The sequence below is a fragment of the Lysobacter antibioticus genome, from assembly GCF_000731095.1.
Lineage (GTDB): Bacteria > Pseudomonadota > Gammaproteobacteria > Xanthomonadales > Xanthomonadaceae > Lysobacter > Lysobacter antibioticus_B.
In genome coordinates, this window is sequence record NZ_JMTZ01000009.1 from 1 (window position 1) to 15,563 (window position 15,563).

At 68.1% G+C, this 15,563-nt stretch carries 14 protein-coding genes and 1 tRNA gene; 3 read left to right on the forward strand and 12 right to left on the reverse strand.

The window, feature by feature from the left end; translation table 11 throughout:
- Positions 1-164 precede the first annotated feature (164 nt).
- The 9 genes from hisIE to EX88_RS0102775 form a co-directional block, all read right to left on the reverse strand.
- A complete protein-coding gene (gene hisIE / locus EX88_RS0102735; RefSeq protein WP_031370483.1) occupies positions 165-803 on the reverse strand; it encodes a bifunctional phosphoribosyl-AMP cyclohydrolase/phosphoribosyl-ATP diphosphatase HisIE in 639 nt (212 codons plus the stop codon).
- 25 nt (positions 804-828) lie between these two features.
- Complete coding sequence (gene hisF, locus EX88_RS0102740) at positions 829-1,614, reverse strand: imidazole glycerol phosphate synthase subunit HisF (RefSeq protein ID WP_031370484.1); 786 nt, start codon at positions 1,612-1,614, stop codon at positions 829-831.
- Positions 1,608-2,357: a 1-(5-phosphoribosyl)-5-[(5-phosphoribosylamino)methylideneamino]imidazole-4-carboxamide isomerase gene (hisA, locus tag EX88_RS0102745; RefSeq protein WP_031370485.1), complete on the reverse strand. Its 750-nt coding sequence runs from the start codon at positions 2,355-2,357 to the stop codon at positions 1,608-1,610. The genes hisF and hisA overlap by 7 nt, the downstream gene beginning before the upstream one ends.
- Before the next feature lie 2 nt (positions 2,358-2,359).
- Positions 2,360-2,971, reverse strand: a complete 612-nt coding sequence (hisH, locus tag EX88_RS0102750; RefSeq protein WP_031370486.1) for an imidazole glycerol phosphate synthase subunit HisH — start codon at positions 2,969-2,971, stop codon at positions 2,360-2,362.
- On the reverse strand, positions 2,971-4,179 hold the full coding sequence (locus EX88_RS0102755; protein WP_031370487.1) for a bifunctional histidinol-phosphatase/imidazoleglycerol-phosphate dehydratase: 1,209 nt from the start codon (positions 4,177-4,179) through the stop codon (positions 2,971-2,973). The genes hisH and EX88_RS0102755 overlap by 1 nt, the downstream gene beginning before the upstream one ends.
- Positions 4,176-5,276 carry a histidinol-phosphate transaminase gene (gene hisC / locus EX88_RS0102760; protein ID WP_031370488.1) on the reverse strand — a complete coding sequence of 367 codons (1,101 nt, stop codon included), beginning with the start codon at positions 5,274-5,276 and terminating at the stop codon, positions 4,176-4,178. Before hisC ends, EX88_RS0102755 begins: the two co-directional genes overlap by 4 nt.
- Positions 5,277-5,305: 29 nt before the next feature.
- Positions 5,306-6,607 (reverse strand): histidinol dehydrogenase, encoded by a 1,302-nt coding sequence (hisD, locus tag EX88_RS0102765; protein WP_031370489.1) that lies wholly within the window; start codon positions 6,605-6,607, stop codon positions 5,306-5,308.
- An 8-nt stretch (positions 6,608-6,615) separates the two neighbouring features.
- Positions 6,616-7,530: an ATP phosphoribosyltransferase gene (gene hisG, locus EX88_RS0102770; protein WP_031370490.1), complete on the reverse strand. Its 915-nt coding sequence runs from the start codon at positions 7,528-7,530 to the stop codon at positions 6,616-6,618.
- Between the two features lie 101 nt (positions 7,531-7,631).
- On the reverse strand, positions 7,632-7,943 hold the full coding sequence (locus tag EX88_RS0102775) for a YerC/YecD family TrpR-related protein (RefSeq protein WP_031370491.1): 312 nt from the start codon (positions 7,941-7,943) through the stop codon (positions 7,632-7,634).
- 318 nt (positions 7,944-8,261) lie between these two features.
- Between EX88_RS0102775 and EX88_RS0102780 the strand changes: the two genes are divergently transcribed.
- Positions 8,262-10,136 carry a sensor domain-containing diguanylate cyclase gene (locus EX88_RS0102780; protein ID WP_081930573.1) on the forward strand — a complete coding sequence of 625 codons (1,875 nt, stop codon included), beginning with the start codon at positions 8,262-8,264 and terminating at the stop codon, positions 10,134-10,136.
- 28 nt (positions 10,137-10,164) lie between these two features.
- On the opposite strand, the gene EX88_RS0102785 is transcribed toward EX88_RS0102780, so the two are convergent.
- The 3 genes from EX88_RS0102785 to hisS form a co-directional block, all read right to left on the reverse strand.
- A complete protein-coding gene (locus EX88_RS0102785) occupies positions 10,165-10,710 on the reverse strand; it encodes a prolyl hydroxylase family protein (RefSeq protein WP_031370493.1) in 546 nt (181 codons plus the stop codon).
- A gap of 117 nt (positions 10,711-10,827) precedes the next feature.
- Entirely contained in the window at positions 10,828-12,726 is a 1,899-nt protein-coding gene (locus EX88_RS0102790; RefSeq protein WP_031370494.1) for an HAL/PAL/TAL family ammonia-lyase, read from the reverse strand.
- 306 nt (positions 12,727-13,032) lie between these two features.
- Entirely contained in the window at positions 13,033-14,418 is a 1,386-nt protein-coding gene (gene hisS, locus EX88_RS0102795) for a histidine--tRNA ligase (RefSeq protein ID WP_031370495.1), read from the reverse strand.
- Between the two features lie 151 nt (positions 14,419-14,569).
- Here hisS and EX88_RS0102800 point away from each other — a divergent pair.
- Positions 14,570-14,646: transfer RNA gene (locus tag EX88_RS0102800), tRNA-Pro, on the forward strand.
- A 410-nt stretch (positions 14,647-15,056) separates the two neighbouring features.
- Positions 15,057-15,272, forward strand: coding sequence for a YegP family protein (locus EX88_RS23410; protein WP_036147909.1), 216 nt, complete (start codon positions 15,057-15,059; stop codon positions 15,270-15,272).
- Positions 15,273-15,563 lie beyond the last annotated feature (291 nt).

The following is a 15,563-nucleotide window of genomic DNA, read 5'->3' on the forward strand; positions in this document are numbered from 1 at the left end:
TTTGGGCTTAGCAAAAGAAAGTAACCCGGCCGCGTCAGCGGACGGAAGCTTTAGATGTTGCTTCACCGCACTGCGGTAAGAAACGCAGTGACCGCCAGTTGCGTGGTCGCGGCTCGCGCCGCTCCTACCCCAGGAGCAGACCGCCCGAGGCCGAGACCAACCCCCTAATCGCCCTGCGAACCCCGATGCGGCTTGCCATGCCGCTCGCGCAACACCGCCACCGCGTCGCCCAGCGACAGCCCGCGCGCGCGCAACAGCACCTGCAGGTGGAACAACAGGTCGGCGGCTTCGCCGCACAAGGCGGCATCGTCCTGGGCGACCGCGGCCAGCGCGGTCTCGACGCCTTCTTCGCCGACTTTCTGCGCGATCGAGCGCACGCCTTTCTCGAACAGCTTGGTGGTGTAGCTGCCGGCGGGACGCTCGCGTTCGCGCTCGGCGATCAGTCCATCGAGCTCGCCAAGAAACGCCAGCTCGTCTCCCGACGCGCTCGGGAAGCAGCTGTCGCGACCGAGGTGGCAGGTCGGCCCATGCGGACGCGCGCGCACCAGCAAGGTGTCGCGGTCGCAATCGGTCTCGATCGAGACCAGGTCGAGGTAGTGCCCCGAGCTTTCGCCCTTGGTCCACAAGCGCTGCTTGCTGCGGCTGAAAAAGGTGACATGGCCGCTGTCGAGGGTGAGCTGCAGGGCGGCACGGTCCATGTAGCCGAGCATCAACACGCGCAGGTTGACCGCGTCCTGGATCACTGCCGGCAGCAGGCCGTCCTGCTTGTCCCAGGCCAGGGCGTCGATCTGCTCCGCGCTCAGCGTCGCGGACGCTGCGGTGGAGGAATTAGTGGAGCTGTCGGACTGGGACACCCTGCTCTCGCAATGCTGCTTTCAAGGCCGGAATGCGGATGCTGCCGGAATGGAACACGCTCGCGGCCAGGGCCGCGTCGACGTCGGCCTGCAGGAACACCGCACCGAAATGCTCGATCGCGCCGGCGCCGCCGGAGGCCACTAACGGCACCTCGCAGATCGCGCGTACCGCGGCCAGCTGTTCGAGATCGTAGCCGCTGCGCACGCCGTCGCTGCCCATGCAGTTCAGCACGATCTCGCCGGCGCCGCGCTGCTGCGCCTCGACCACCCAGTCCAGGGTACGCCGGGCCAGGGCCTGGGTGCGCGAAGGGTCGCCGGTGTACTGGCGCACGCGCCATTCGCCGTCGGGGTCGCGCAGGCTGTCGATGCCGACCACCACGCATTGCACGCCGAACTCCTCGGCGATCTCGCCGATCAGCTCGGGACGCTCCAGCGCCGGGGTGTTGATCGAGATCTTGTCGGCGCCGGCGTTGAGCACCCCGCGCGCGTCGGCGACCGAGCGGATGCCGCCGGCGACGCAGAATGGGATGTCGATGGCGCGCGAGACGCGTTCGACCCAGTCGCGGTCGACGCTGCGCCCCTGCGGGCTGGCGGTGATGTCGTAGAACACCAGCTCGTCGGCGCCCTCGTCGCGATAGCGCAGAGCCAGCTCGACGATGTCGCCCATGTCGACGTGGTCGCGGAAACGCACGCCCTTGACCACGCGCCCGTCGCGCACGTCCAGGCAGGGCACAATGCGCCGGCTCAGCCCGTTCAGCATCGGCGCACCTGACGCAGCGCGTCCGTCAGTTCGAAACGGCCTTCGATCAGGGCCTTGCCGAGCACCGCACCGGCGCAGCCGACGCCATCGGCGGCGACGATGTCGGCGATGTCGCGGATGCCGCCCGAGGCCTGCAGCTGAACGTGCGGGGCGACCTCGTGGATGTGCCGGTACAGGTCCAGATTCGGCCCGGCCAGGGTGCCGTCGCGCGAGACGTCGGTGCACAGCAGGTGGCGCAGGCCGGCCTGGGCGTAGCGTTCGAGCAAGGGCTCCAGGCGCATGCCGCTGTCCTCGGTCCAGCCGGCCACCGGCAGCTCCCAGTCGCCTTCGCTGTTCTGGCGCACGTCCAGGGCGATGGTGATGCGGTCGGCGCCGAAGCGCTTGAGCCAGCCGATGACCAGATCGGGTTCCTTGATCGCCAGCGACCCGACCACGACGCGGTCGGCGCCGGCGTCGAGGATGGCCTCGACATCGGCCTCGCTGCGCACCCCGCCGCCGGTCTGCACGCGCATCCAGCTGGAGGTGGTGATCGCGCGCAGCAACGGCGCCAGGGTGTAGCCGCCGTAGCGCGCGGCGTCGAGGTCGATCAGGTGCAGCCATTTGGCGCCGGCCTCGGCGTAACGCGTGGCCAGGGCCAGGGGCTCGGTTTCGTAGCGGGTTTCCTGGGCGTAGTCGCCCTGGTGCAGGCGGACGACCCGACCGTCGCGAACGTCGATCGCGGGATAAAGCGTGCTGTTGCCCATGTTCACGCCTCCAGCGCCAGGAAGTTGGCGAGCAGGCGCGAGCCGACGGCCGCCGAGCGTTCCGGATGGAACTGGGCACCGTAGCAGCGCCCGCGCCCGGCGACCGCGGTGAAACTGCGGCCGTAACTGGTGCTGGCCAAGGTGTCCGAGGTCAGCGGCGCGGCGTAGCTGTGAACGAAATAGGCTTGGTCGCGCTCGCCGATGCCGGTCAACAATCCCGGGGCGCCGGTGGGCGTTTCGCATTTGTCGAGGAAATTCCAGCCCATATGAGGCACACGTACTCCTGGTCCTGGTTGCAGCCTGGTGATCCGGCCCGGAAGGAGTCCGAGGCACTCGACCTCGCCCTCCTCCGAGGACTCGTACAGCAGCTGCATGCCCAGGCAGATCCCGAGCAACGGCTGCTGCAAGCGGCGGATCGGATCGACCAGGCCCCGTTCCCGCAACCGCGCCATCGCGGGGGCAGCTGCGCCCACGCCCGGCAGGATCACGCGATCGGCGGAGGCGATCGTTGCGGGGTCGGCGCTCAGGATCGAACGCGCACCCAGCCGCTCCAATGCATAACGCACCGAGCCGATGTTCCCCCCACCCGAATCGACGACTACAACCCAAGACATCACAAGACCCCTTTGGTACTCGGCAATTCGCGACCTTCGCGGCGGATCGCCTGGCGCAGCGCGCGCGCCACGGATTTGAAGCAAGCCTCAACTTTGTGGTGATCGTTATCACCTTCCACGTTCAGATTCAGGTTCAGCCCGGCGGTTTCGCACAACGAACGGAAGAAATGCGCGACCAGTTCGGTCGGGAAATCGCCCACCCGCTCGCGCGCGAACGTGCCGGAGAAGACGAAATACGGGCGGCCGGAGAAATCCAGCGCCGCGCGCGCCAGAGTTTCGTCCATCGGCAATACGACAGCGTGTCTACCTAATGTGCTTTCCTGAAGTGTGCTTTCTTGAAGTGTGCTTTTTTCGGGTACCGCTTCCTGAAGTGTGCTTTCTTCGACTGCGCTTTCGGTGCCATCCGCGGCCACCGCATCGAAGCCGTAGCGGCCGATGCCGCGCTTGTCGCCGAGCGCCTCGCGCAGGGCCTGCCCCAGCGCCAGCGCGCTGTCTTCGATGGTGTGGTGCTCGTCGATGTGCAGGTCGCCTTCGCAACGCAGCTCCAGGGCGAAACCGCCGTGCTTGCCGATCTGTTCGAGCATGTGGTCGAAGAAGCCCAGGCCGGTGTGGACCTTCGGCTCGGCAACGCGATCCAGGTCGACCGCGACTTCGATCCGGGTCTCGCGGGTGTTGCGCTGCACGCGCGCGGTGCGCGGGCAATCGGCCAGAGTGTGGGCGATGCCGGCCCAATCCCACTCGCCGCCGAATTGCTCGGTGCGCAACTGGAACGCGCGGATGCCGAGGTTGGCGGCGAAACCGTTGTCGGTCTCGCGGTCGCCGACCATCGCCGAGCGCGACCAGTCGATGCCGCGGTCTTTCAGCAAAGGCAGCGCCAGGCCGATGCCGGGCTTGCGCGTGGGCAGGTTCTCGGCCGGAAAACTGGTGTCGATGAGCACCTCGCGGAAGACGATGCCCTGGCTTTCGAACACCTGCATCATCAACTGGTGCGGGCCGTCGAAACTCCAGCGCGGATACGCCTCGGTGCCGAGGCCGTCCTGGTTGGTGACCATGACGAACTGATAGCCGGCGTCGCGCAGTTTCAGCATCGCCGGGATCACCCCGCGCACGAACCGCAGCTTGGCATAGCTGTCGATCTGGAAATCCGCCGGCTCCTCGATCAGGGTGCCGTCGCGATCGACGAACAGGATCGGCGTCGAGGCGCTCATGCCGCTACTCCGCGCGTCTGCGCATTGCGCGTCAGCACTTCGATCACCGCCGCGTTCTGCTCCGGCGTGCCCAGGCTGATGCGCAGCGCATTGCCGAGCTGCGGCGCGGCGCGCATGTCGCGCACCACCACGCCGGCATCGAGCAGGCCGTCGAACGCGGCCTGCGCGTCGTCGAAACGGGCGAGCAGGAAATTCGCCTGCGAGGGATAGACCTGCAGCACGCCGGGCAAGGCCTGCAGCGCGGCGAACAATCGCTCGCGCTCGCCGATCGCGGTGACCACGCGCGCCTTGGTGGTGTTGTGCGGCACCTCGGCCAGCGCGCGCAGGGCCAGGTTCACGCAGGGCGTGGGCAACGGGTACGGCGCCTGGCAACGCTGCAACGCGGCGATCAGCTCGGCGTCGGCGATCACACTGCCGATGCGCGCCGCGGCCAGTGCGTGCGCCTTCGACAAGGTCCGCAGCACCGCGATATTGCGACGGGCAGCGAGCAGGCTCACTGCCGAGGCGCCGTCGGCGAATTCGAGATAAGCCTCGTCGACCACGACCAGGGCGCGGCCGCGCAGACGCAGGGCCAGCGCATCGATCTCGGCCAACGGCAACAAGGTGCCGGAGGGGTTGCCCGGCGAGCACAGGAACACCAGCTTGGCGTTCTCGCGCTCGACCGCCTGCGCGACCGCGGCGAAATCGCAGGCGAAACCGGCAGGCGTGTCGCGCAAGGCGACTTCGACCGTGCGAGTGCCGTGCAGGCGTGCGTTGACCGCGTACATGCCGAAGGTCGGCGGCGTGATCACGATGGCGTCGCCGCCGGGACGGCACAGCGCGCGCACCAGCAGATCGATCGCCTCGTCGCTGCCGCGGCCGGCCAGCAGTTGCTGCGGCTCGCAGCCGTACAGCCCGGCCAGCGTTTCGCGCAGGCGCTGCGGCTGCGGGTCCGGATAACGGCGCACCGAGCCTTCGCCGTCGGCCACGCTCGGCCAGGCCGCTTCGTTGGCGTTAAGCCAGACTCGGCCGCTGCGCTTCTCGCTGCGCGCCGAGCTGTAGCCGGCGAAATCGCGCAGGTCCTCGCGCAACAGGTTCAGGGGGTTGTCGTCGTTCATTTCGATCGGACTCGATTCGTTCTCAGCACTCATGCCGCTGCCGCCCGCAAACGCAAGGCCACCGCCTCGCGGTGCGCATCCAGGCCTTCGGCCGTCGCCAGCTCGACCGCGCAGGGGCCGATCGCCAGCAAGCCGCGCGGCTGCACTTCCTGCACCGTGATCGCGACCTGGAAGCTGGCCACGTTGACGCCGCTGGCGTACCGCGCCGCGCCGCTGGTCGGCAGGACGTGGTTGGTGCCGCTGCAGTAGTCGCCCAGCGCTTCCGGTGCCCAATCGCCGAGGAACACCGAACCGGCCGCCTCGACTTCCGGCAACCACTCGCGCGCATCGCGCAGGGCCAGGATCAGGTGCTCGGGCGCATAACGGTTGCTGACTTCCAGCGCGCGTTCGATCGAATCGACCCGGATCGAACGCGAGCACTGCAACGCCGCACGCGCGGTGTCGGCGCGCGACAGCCGGGCCAGCTGCGCTTCGAGTTCGACATCGACCGCATCCAGCAATGCCTCGTCGTCGCTCACCAGCAGCACCTGCGAATCCGGCCCGTGTTCGGCCTGCGACAGCAGGTCGGCGGCGACGAAATCGGCTCGCGCGCCGGCATCGGCGATCACCAGCACTTCCGAGGGGCCGGCCGGCAGATCGATCGCCGCCCCGCCTTCGAGCAGCGCGACCTGGCGCTTGGCTTCGGTGACGTAGGCATTGCCGGGCCCGAACAATTTGTCGCACTTGCCGATGCTTTCGGTGCCGAAGGCCATCGCCGCGATCGCCTGGGCGCCGCCGACCTTGAACACCCGGGTCACCCCACAACGGCTCGCAGCGTAGAGCACCGCCGGATCGGCGCTGCCGTCGCGGCGCGGCGGCGTGCACAAGGCGATCTCGCGGCAACCGGCCAGATCCGCCGGCACCGCCAACATCAGCGCGGTCGAGGGCAGCGGCGCCGAGCCGGCCGGCACGTACAGGCCGACCCGGCGGATCGGCCGCAGGATGCGTTCGCAGCGCACGCCGTCGGCGGTGTCGATCGCATACGGCTCGCTCATGCCGGCGTCGTGGAACACCGCGATGCGCTCGGCGGCCTCGTCGATCGCCGCGCGCAAGGCCGGCGTCAGCGAGGCTTCGGCGGCGTCGAACTCGGCGGCGTCGACAGCGAAGCGCTCGGGCGCGCCACCGTCGAAACGTTCGGCATACAGGCGCAATGCGGCATCGCCGTCGCGCCGCACCGCTTCGACGATCTCGGCGACCGCGGCCGCGGTCGAGGCCCGGGTCTGTTGCGCCGGACGGCGCAGCGCCTGTTCGCGCGCGCCTTCGTCGAGTGCGTTCCAGTCGAGGCGTTGCATCTTCGCGCTCATGCCAGCATGCCCTCGACCGGCACCACCATCAGTCCGCGCGCGCCGGCGCGCTTGAGTTCTTCCAGCCGCTGCCAGGTCACCGCGCCGTGGCACAGCGCCTGCAGGGCCACGCCGTCGCCGTTGTCCAGGCTCATCACCGTCGGCGGCTCGGCGTCGGGCAACAGCGGCAGCAATTCGTCGAGCAGGTTGCGCGGCGCCTGGAACATCAGCAGCTTGCTGTTGCGCACGCGCAGCGCGCCGTCGAGACGGCGCAGCAGCAGGTCGGCCAGTTCGCCGCGCACGTCGTCGAAGCCGCCGGCCGGGCCGGCCAGCACCGCTTCGCTTTCGATCAGGGTCTGCACCGGCTTGAGCTGGTTGGCCGACAAGGTCGCGCCGCTCGACACCAGGTCGCAGATCGCCTCGGCCTGGCCCAGGCGCGGGGCGATTTCGACCGAACCCGACAGCAGCACGACCTGGGCGTCGACGCCCTCGCCGGCCAGCCACTGCGACAGTAGCGCCGGATAGCTGGTGGCGATGCGCTTGCCGGCCAATTGCTGTGGGCCTTCCCAGTGCCAGGCCTCGGGCACGGCCAGCGCCAGGCGGCAGCCGCCGAAACCGAGCGCGCGCCATTCGCGGAATGCCGATTCGCGGCCGTTGCTGCGGCGGTCGCCGTCCTGTTCGAGCAGGACATTGCGCCCGACCACGCCGAGGTCGCAGACGCCGTCGGCGATCAGGCCGGGGATGTCGTCGTCGCGCACCAGCAGCAGGTCGACCGGCAAGGTTTCGCCGTAGCAGAACAAACGGTCGCGGCTCTCGCGCCAGCTCAGGCCGCAGGCGGCCAACAGCGCACGCGCCGGCTCGGCGAGACGGCCGGATTTCTGGATCGCGATGCGCAAGCGGTCACGCGCGGCGGCGCTGGCGGGAGGGCTCATGAACGGGTCTCGGATGGGGGGCGGTCGATGCGGGGACGAGGCGGCAGTCCGATGACGGGGTGTGCCGAGAGAGGCGCGGACTTGCGCGGTCTTTCAGGAATTCAGCGGTGTCGCGCGGCGCGCCGGTGCAGGGCCGCGCCGTAACCGCCGGTGCCGCGTTCGAGCACGCGGGCGACGCGCCCGATCGTGGTCACGCTGACCTGGGTGCGGTCGTGGATTTCGCGATACGGCACGCCTTCGTTGAGCAGGGGCACGACGCGCCAGCGGTCGCTCATCGCCTCCAGTTCGGCCGGGGTGCACAAGTCTTCGAGAAAGGCCCGCACCTGTTCGGCGCTGCGCAGGCCGGCCAAGGCCACCGCCAGGTCGGCGATCGCATCTTCGGTCTGCTCGGTGTCGTTGGCGCGGCGCTTCATTGCGGAGAACTCATGTCGGCGTGGTAGCAAGGTCGCTGAATCGGTTGCCCCGCAGGGCAGGCGGGGTTCGACGCCCGGGAATCCAACGCCTGGGGATCGAACCCAGGCGCGGATCATCGAACGCGTTAATGCACTAACGCGTTAATACATTATCGATCGAGCCGGCCGCCGTCAAGCCGGCCTGTCGCAGTAAGGAATTGCGTTAAGACTCAGATGCGCCCGATCCCACGCCCCTGACCGGGGTCGAGGCGCCGCGACCGCTCCCCCGACGCCCCGCCACCGCGACGCAAAGGCCTGTGTCCGCCACCGCCACGGAAGATGAATACGAACCCTGCCCTCGCTGCCGTACCGAGTCGCCCCGCCTCGCCCCAGCGCCGCTGGGCCGGGTGGGCCCTGCTCTGCCTGCTCGCCGCGGCGTTGCTCGCACCGGCGTCCGCGCACACCGTGCTGAACCTCGAACGCAGCACCCGCGAGGTCGAACTCGCGCCGTTCACCGCCTACTACCACGACACCGGCGGCCGCCTCGATCTCGACGGCGCGCGGCGCGCGCTCGCTGAGAAGCGTTATCGGCCGCTGCCGAACGGCAACGGCTCGTTCGGCTTCCAGCCCGGCGCCTACTGGTTCCACATCGCCGCGGTGAACCGCAACGCCGAGGTGCCGCGCTGGCTGTTGGTGCAGCAGTTCGCGCTCAGCGACCGTCTCGATGTCTACACCCGCGCGCGCAACGGCGCTTCGACCCACCAGGTGGGCGGCGACAGCCAGTTGTTCGCCTCGCGCGCGATCCGCTACCGCCATCCGAATTTCTGGATCGACCTGCCGGCCGACCAACCCGTCGACATCTTCGTGCGCGTGCGCAGCGACAGCTCGATGCAAGTGCCGCTGACCCTGTACACGCCGAGCGCCTTCACCGAGCTCGCGCGCGACGCCCAGTTCGGCATCGGCATCTACTACGGCATCCTGGTCGCGTTGTTCTTCTACAACCTGGTGCTGTGGCTGAGCCTGCGCGACTCCAGCTACTTCTGGTACCTGTTCCATATCTGCGCGTTCGGCCTGGTGCTGCTGACCCTCAACGGCCTGGGTTTCGAGTACCTGTGGCCGCGTTCGCCCTGGCTCGCCGACCACTCGGTGCCCTTGTCGATCTGCCTGGCCCAGATCGGCATGCAGCAATTCGCGCGCAACTTCCTCAGCCTGCACCGACGCTGGCGCCTGGGCGATTACGTCGGCCTGGGCATGATCGCGTTCTTCGTCCTGCTCGGCATCGCCGCGACCCAGCTGCCCTATCGCATCGCCACGCCGATCGCTTCGGCGGCGGTGTTCGTCAGCATCGCCTGGATCGCGGTCGAAGGCATCGTGGTGATGCGCCGCGGCTACAAGCCGGCGCGGCTGTTCCTGCTGGCCTGGTCGGCGTTCCTGCTCGGCACCGGCATGTTCGCGGCGATCGCCTTCGACCTGCTGCCGAAGATGTTCATCACCGAGTACGGCGTGCAGATCGGCTCGGCGCTGGAAATGCTGCTGCTGTCGGTCGCCCTGGGCTATCGCTACGCCTCGCTGCGCAACGAGAACGAACGCATCGTGCGCGAAGCCAAGGAGCAGCTCGAACACAAGGTCGAGCAGCGCACCACCGAGCTGCGCAGCACCCTGGCCCTGCTCGAGGATGCCCATGCGCGCCTGCGCGAAACCAGCCAACGCGACGGCCTGACCGGCCTGCACAACCGCAGTCATTTCCGCGAGGCCTTCGAGGCCTTGCTGCACCGCTCGCGGCGCCAGCACCGGCCGCTGGTGCTGATGATGATCGACCTGGATCACTTCAAGCAGATCAACGACCACCACGGCCATCTGGTCGGCGACGAGTGCCTGCGTTGGGCGGCGGGCCTGATCGCGCAGATCCTGATCCCGCAGCACGCCCTGCTGGCCCGTTTCGGCGGCGAAGAATTCGTCGCCGTGCTGCCCGACCACGACCTCGATGCCGGCGCCCGCGTCGCCGAGGCCTTGCGCCTGCGCCTGAGCTCGCAGCCCTGCCCCAGCCGCAGCCACGACATCCCGGTCACCGCCAGCATCGGCGTGTACGAGATCACCCCGGACTCGGACATGGGCGTGGAAGCGGCGCTGCAGTTCGCCGACCAGGCCCTGTACCTGGCCAAGGCCGAGGGCCGCGATTGCGTGCGGGTGTGGGGGGCGGCCGTGCAGGCTTGAACCACTGCGCGACTCGCGCAGCGCGGGCTCAGCCCGGCGCGTACATCACGTCCGAGCGCAGCGCGTACTTGACGCCTTCGAGCACCGCCGCGCCTTCGTGCCAGGTGTCGTGCACGAACAGCAGGCCGGCGCCGGTCTTCGGCACCACCTTGAACTGGCGGAAGTCGGTGTCGCCGCCGACGAACTCGTCGTTGAGATAGACCAGCAGGGTCAGCCTGCTCGACCGGCCGTCTTCGCTCCAGGGGCCGTCCTTGTGCATGCGGAAACGCTGGCCCGGCGAGTATTTGTAGAAGCGCAGCGCCCGCGGTAGGCCGACCGCGCGTTCGCCGTCGAGTATGGGCAAATTAAGCGTGCACAAGCGCTGCCATAAGCGTTCGACCCAGGCCGGCGACTCGAACACCACGCGCTCGTTGTTGCGCACGTGCTGCAGGCTTTTCTGCTCGCCCGACGGGGTGCGCACGCCTGCGGACTCGAAGCCCTGGCCTTCGGCGAGTGCGACCAGTTGCTGGCACTCGGACGCAGTGAGCAAGCCTTCGATGCTGAAGACGCGGTCGTTGTGGAAGATCGTCTGCATCCTGGGCTCCTGCCGGGGAAGAACGATGCGGTGAGTGATTCGGTGCTTGGGGCCGAGCGGCCCTTCACCCCAACCCCTCTCCCGCTGGCGGGAGAGGGGCTTTGACGCACGTGCCGCTTAGCTTTGCACCGCAGCGCGCGCCGCGGCGATCAGGGTGCCTTCGTGGACCAGTTGCACGGCGGTGGCGACTTCGCCGTCGAGCGCGCGGTCGCGGTCGAGGAAGGCGATGGCTTCGCGCAGTTTGGCGTGCGCCGCGGCGACCGCCTTGCCCGGACGGAACTCCTCGGCCGCGGCCAGTTCGGCGCGCAGGCCTTCGACCTCGGCGAGAAAGCCGGCGTGATCGGCACTGTCGCCGACCGGACCACCCGAGACCTTGCTCGCGAGCGTCTTGGCGTCGGCGCGGTCGGCCAGGTCGCGGGCGGCGTTGATCATGTCGCGTCGCAGGTCCAGCGCCTGGGCGGCGGTGTACAACTCCAACGCGAGCACCTTGCCGAGGTCTTCGGTCATCGACAGCACGTGACGGGCTTCGTTGGCGCCCATCGAAACGTGGTCTTCGGCGTTGGCGCTGGTCGGGATCGAATACACCGAGGCCGGATGCGCACGGCTGGCGAGATCGTTGACGATGGCCGCGGCGGTGTACTGCACGATCATGTGGCCGGATTCGGTCGCGTCCTCGTTGCCGATCAAAAAGCCCGGCAGGCCGTCGTTGGTGGCCGGGTCGACCAGCTTGTTGAGGCGGCGCTCGGAAATGCTGGCGAGCACCGGGATCGCGGCCTTGACGTAGCTCATCACCAGGGCCAGCGGCATGCCGTGGAAATGGCCGGCCGAGATCACCTGCTGCTCGACGTGCTCGGCCTGCGCATCCGGGAACACGATCGGATTATCGGTCAGCGAATTGAGCTCGACTTCGAGCACGCGCGCGGCCTGGGCGATGGCGTCGCGCACCGCGCCGTGCACCTGCGGGATGCAGCGCAGCGAATAGCTGTCCTGCGGCTGGTGCTTCTTGCCGCCGCGGAACGGGCGGAAGCGGGTGTAGAACTTCTCGCGGCCGTGGCGCTGGCTGAAAGGCACCCAGTCCCAGCCGATGTCGAAGCTGAGCTGCTGCGCCTGTTCGGTGTCCCAGCTCTGCGGCAGCCAGGGGCGGAAGCGCGGCACCAGGTGATAGGGAATGTCGGCGAGGGTCGAGCCTTCGAGCAAGCGGCGCAGGTTCGCGGCCACTTCGACCTGGCCCGGGTGTGGACGCAGGTCGTGCACTTCCTCGGCGAAGGCGCCGAGGCGGCCGGCGAAGGCGTCGATGGTCATCGCCGCGGCGAGGTCGGCGGTGTCGAGCAAGTCTTCGAGGCGGGCCAGCGCGAGCACGCCGCAGGCGAGCATCTGCGCGGTGCCGTTGTTGAGCGCCAGGCCTTCCTTGTAGGACAGCTTGACCGGGGTCAGGCCGGCGAGCTGCAGCGCTTCCGCGCCCGGCATGCGCCTGCCGTCGTAAAAGGCTTCGCCGCCGCCGAGCAACACGATGGCCAGGTGCGACAACGGCGCCAGATCGCCGCTGGCGCCGACCGAGCCGAGCTGCGGCACCACCGGCACGATGCCGGCGTTGAGCATCGCCGCGAGCGCCTGCAGGGTCTGCACGCGGATGCCGGAGTGGCCGCGCATCAGGGTGTTGATGCGGATGCATAGCATCGCGCGCACGATCTCCGGCGCGAACGGATCGCCGACGCAGACCGCATGGGTGACGATCAGGTTGCGCTGCAGTTCTTCGTGCAGGGTCTCTTGATTGCGCTTGGCGCCCGGCAACTGATCGCGCAGGTGGTGCGCGCCGAGCAGGCGGTCGGCATTGCTGCCGAAACCGGTGGAAACGCCGTAGATCGGTTCTTCGCGGCGCACCTGTTCGGCCAGGAAGTCGGCCGCGCGGGCCACCGCGGGCAACTGCGCCGCGGCCAGTTCGACCTGGGCGCCGTAAGCCACGGCCACGAGTTGCGAACGCGTCAGCGAACGGCCATCGAGTTGGATCTTGTTCAAGTTGTAACCTCGCCTCGCACCCTGGCGATCATCTGAACGGCCGCGCTTACGCCGCGAACGGCGCAGCCCGGCCGAGCGTACTCGGGAGTCGGTGCGTCAATGAAACGATGGGAACCGCGGCGGCGTCATTGCGCCGCGGCATGGAGTCGGCCCGCATCCGCGCCGGATCGCGATCCGGTGCGGGACGAACCAGGGAATCGGCCGCGCACGCGAACCCACGCGCCCGCCGCCGCAGACCCGCCGCACAGACGGCCGGCATGCGGATCGCGAGATCCGCCACGCCGGCACGGCCTGCACGGGCCGGGATCACTTCATGACCCGCGACTGCTCCAGTTCGACCCGCAGTGTGCGCGCCAGCTCGGCGCGCGACACCTCGAACTGGTCTTCGCGGCGCAGGTCCTTGACCGTGGCCGTGCCTTTGGCGATTTCGTCCTCGCCCAGCACCACCACGAAACGGATGCCGGCGCGGTCGGCGTACTTGAACTGCTTGCCGAGCTTGGAGGTCTCCATGACCACTTCGGTGTTGAGGCCGCCGTGGCGCAACTCGTTGGCCACCGCCAGGCAATGCGGCAGGTGCGCATCGTCCATTTGCGTGACCAGTACCTGCACGCTGCTGTCGGCGGTGCTGACCAGGCCGGCTTCCTGCAACTGCCAGAACAAACGGGTCAGGCCGATCGAAATGCCGACGCCGGGCAGCTTGGACTTGGTGTAGTGGCTGGCCAGGTCCTCATAGCGCCCGCCCGAGCAGATCGAGCCGATCTGCGGAAAGTCGTCGAGCGTGGTCTCGTAGACGGTGCCGGTGTAGTAGTCCAGGCCGCGCGCGATCGAGAAATTGAGGGCGTAGTTCTTTTCCGGCACGCCCAGCGCGCGGATCAGTTCCAACACCTCGCGCAGCTCGGCCACGCCTTCGCGCAAGGCCTCGTTGCCCTCTCCCAGCGCGGCCAGCTTGGCCAGCGCGTCGGCGTGCGAGCTCGAACGCACCGCGACGAAGTCCAGGATGGTCGCGACCGCGTCCGCGGCCAGGCCGAACTCGGGCCCGGTCAAGGTCTCGCGCACATAGTCGGGGCCGCGCTTGTCGAGCTTGTCGACCTCGCGCAGCACCAGCGCCTGCAGCCCGCCGTCGGCGACGCCCTGGGCCTCGAAGAAGCCGCGCAGCAGCTTGCGGTTGTTGAGCTGGATCGTGAACGGACCGATGTCGAGCTCGGAGAACACCGCATAGATGGCCGCCGGCAGCTCGGCGTCGTAGCGCACGCTGAGGCTGTCTTTGCCGATCACGTCGATATCGCACTGGTAGAACTCGCGGAAGCGGCCGCGCTGCTGGCGCTCGCCGCGGTACACGCGCTGCATCTGGTAGCGGCGGAACGGGAAGGCCAGCTCGTGCTCGTGCTCGGCCACATAGCGCGCCAGCGGCACGGTCAGGTCGAAGCGCAGGGCCATCTCCGGCACCCCGCGCTCGCCCGACTGCGCGCTTTTCTCCAGCGAGCCGGTGGACTGGGCGAAATAGACCTGGCGCTCGGTTTCGCCGCCTGACTTGGTCAGCAGCACCTCCGACAGCTCCATGACCGGGGTTTCCACGGGCAGGAAGCCGAAGCGCTCGAAATTGCGCCGGATCGTGTCCAGCATGCGCTGGAAGGCGATCTGGTCGCGGGGCAGCAGCTCCATGACTCCCGGCGGGGTACGAGGCTTGATCAAGCGGAACTCCAATACGTCGGCCGCGCCGACAACGAGCTGTGGGGGTTGGAAAGCGCCACAGTTTAACGGCCGCCCCCGCTCCCTGCTCGTCCGATCAACAGACCCCTTGCGCCGGCCGGGGGTGAGTCGCTAGAATTTGCGGCTCAGCAGTCGGGGTGTAGCTCAGTCTGGTAGAGCGCTACGTTCGGGACGTAGAGGTCGCAGGTTCGAATCCTGTCTCCCCGACCAATGCTGAGAGTTATCGACTAAGCCGGCCTTGCGCCGGCTTTTTCGCGTCTGCAAAAAGTCTGCAAATTATTCTCGGGGCGGCCGCCGACCAGGCTCCTTCTTGGGTCGGCTTCCAGCGCGGTTCTGATCGCGCCACTCGACGACTTCCCCGGCCTTCCAGGTCGCCGGCTTACGGGTCAGTCGGACCGGGAAGCCCGGCCGGCAGGCGATCGTCGCCAGGAAGTGCTCCGGGGTGATTCCCCAGAGCTCGCCGCACTCGGTCGCGTTGAGCGCTAGTTCCTGCCACGGGATCTTGTCTGATATCGGCATGGTGCGAGGCTATGTCGCGACTGTCGCAAGAGCGGAGACTCAGCGCTGGCCGATGCCTGCCCGTCATTCCGTTTTCCCTTAGACCACAGGGAGGGATCGGCATGAGATTTGAAATCTATCGTGAAGGTGGTGGTCTGCTCGGCAACGCATTGGCCGGGCTCGGAACGAAGGGTCAGTACAGGTGGCGGCTTTGGTCCGACGGCAACAACAAGATCATCGCTTCAGGCGAGGATTATGTGAACAAAGCCGACTGTCAGCACGCCATCAACTTGGTCAAGGGGACCAATGCCCTTACGCCGGTCGTGGATAACTCATAGCGCCCGAGGCCGATAGCGGAATCACGCTAACGCGCGCCCCCCCCCCGTTGAGGGTTGTGCCATGGCAGGAATTCCTGCTTCGAAGGTCCCGCTTGAGACCGCAGCTTCACCAACTCAAAGTTGAGTCAATGCGCCGATAGCCGGGATTCCGGCTATCCCAACTACGGGGTAGCCCCGTGTTTGGGGCTGTTCCGATTTAGGAAGCAACCAAGTGTCGGTCACTTCTCCGGTTTCAAACCGGAGAAGTGAAGGCAGTTTCCCCTGAGGCGGCGCTAGCCAGTTCGGCGCGGG

What these genes read in the sequence shown, in the direction of transcription:
- hisF (WP_031370484.1), bottom strand. Translation starts at nt 1,614, where the DNA reads ATGCTGAACGGGCTGAGCCGGCGCATTGTGCCCTGCCTGGACGTGCGC.
- hisA (WP_031370485.1), bottom strand. Translation starts at nt 2,357, where the DNA reads ATGGGCAACAGCACGCTTTATCCCGCGATCGACGTTCGCGACGGTCGG.
- hisH (WP_031370486.1), bottom strand. Translation starts at nt 2,971, where the DNA reads ATGTCTTGGGTTGTAGTCGTCGATTCGGGTGGGGGGAACATCGGCTCG.
- EX88_RS0102755 (WP_031370487.1), bottom strand. Translation starts at nt 4,179, where the DNA reads ATGAGCGCCTCGACGCCGATCCTGTTCGTCGATCGCGACGGCACCCTG.
- hisC (WP_031370488.1), bottom strand. Translation starts at nt 5,276, where the DNA reads ATGAACGACGACAACCCCCTGAACCTGTTGCGCGAGGACCTGCGCGAT.
- hisD (WP_031370489.1), bottom strand. Translation starts at nt 6,607, where the DNA reads ATGCAACGCCTCGACTGGAACGCACTCGACGAAGGCGCGCGCGAACAG.
- hisG (WP_031370490.1), bottom strand. Translation starts at nt 7,530, where the DNA reads ATGAGCCCTCCCGCCAGCGCCGCCGCGCGTGACCGCTTGCGCATCGCG.
- EX88_RS0102775 (WP_031370491.1), bottom strand. Translation starts at nt 7,943, where the DNA reads ATGAAGCGCCGCGCCAACGACACCGAGCAGACCGAAGATGCGATCGCC.
- EX88_RS0102780 (WP_081930573.1), top strand. Translation starts at nt 8,262, where the DNA reads ATGAATACGAACCCTGCCCTCGCTGCCGTACCGAGTCGCCCCGCCTCG.
- EX88_RS0102785 (WP_031370493.1), bottom strand. Translation starts at nt 10,710, where the DNA reads ATGCAGACGATCTTCCACAACGACCGCGTCTTCAGCATCGAAGGCTTG.
- EX88_RS23410 (WP_036147909.1), top strand. Translation starts at nt 15,057, where the DNA reads ATGAGATTTGAAATCTATCGTGAAGGTGGTGGTCTGCTCGGCAACGCA.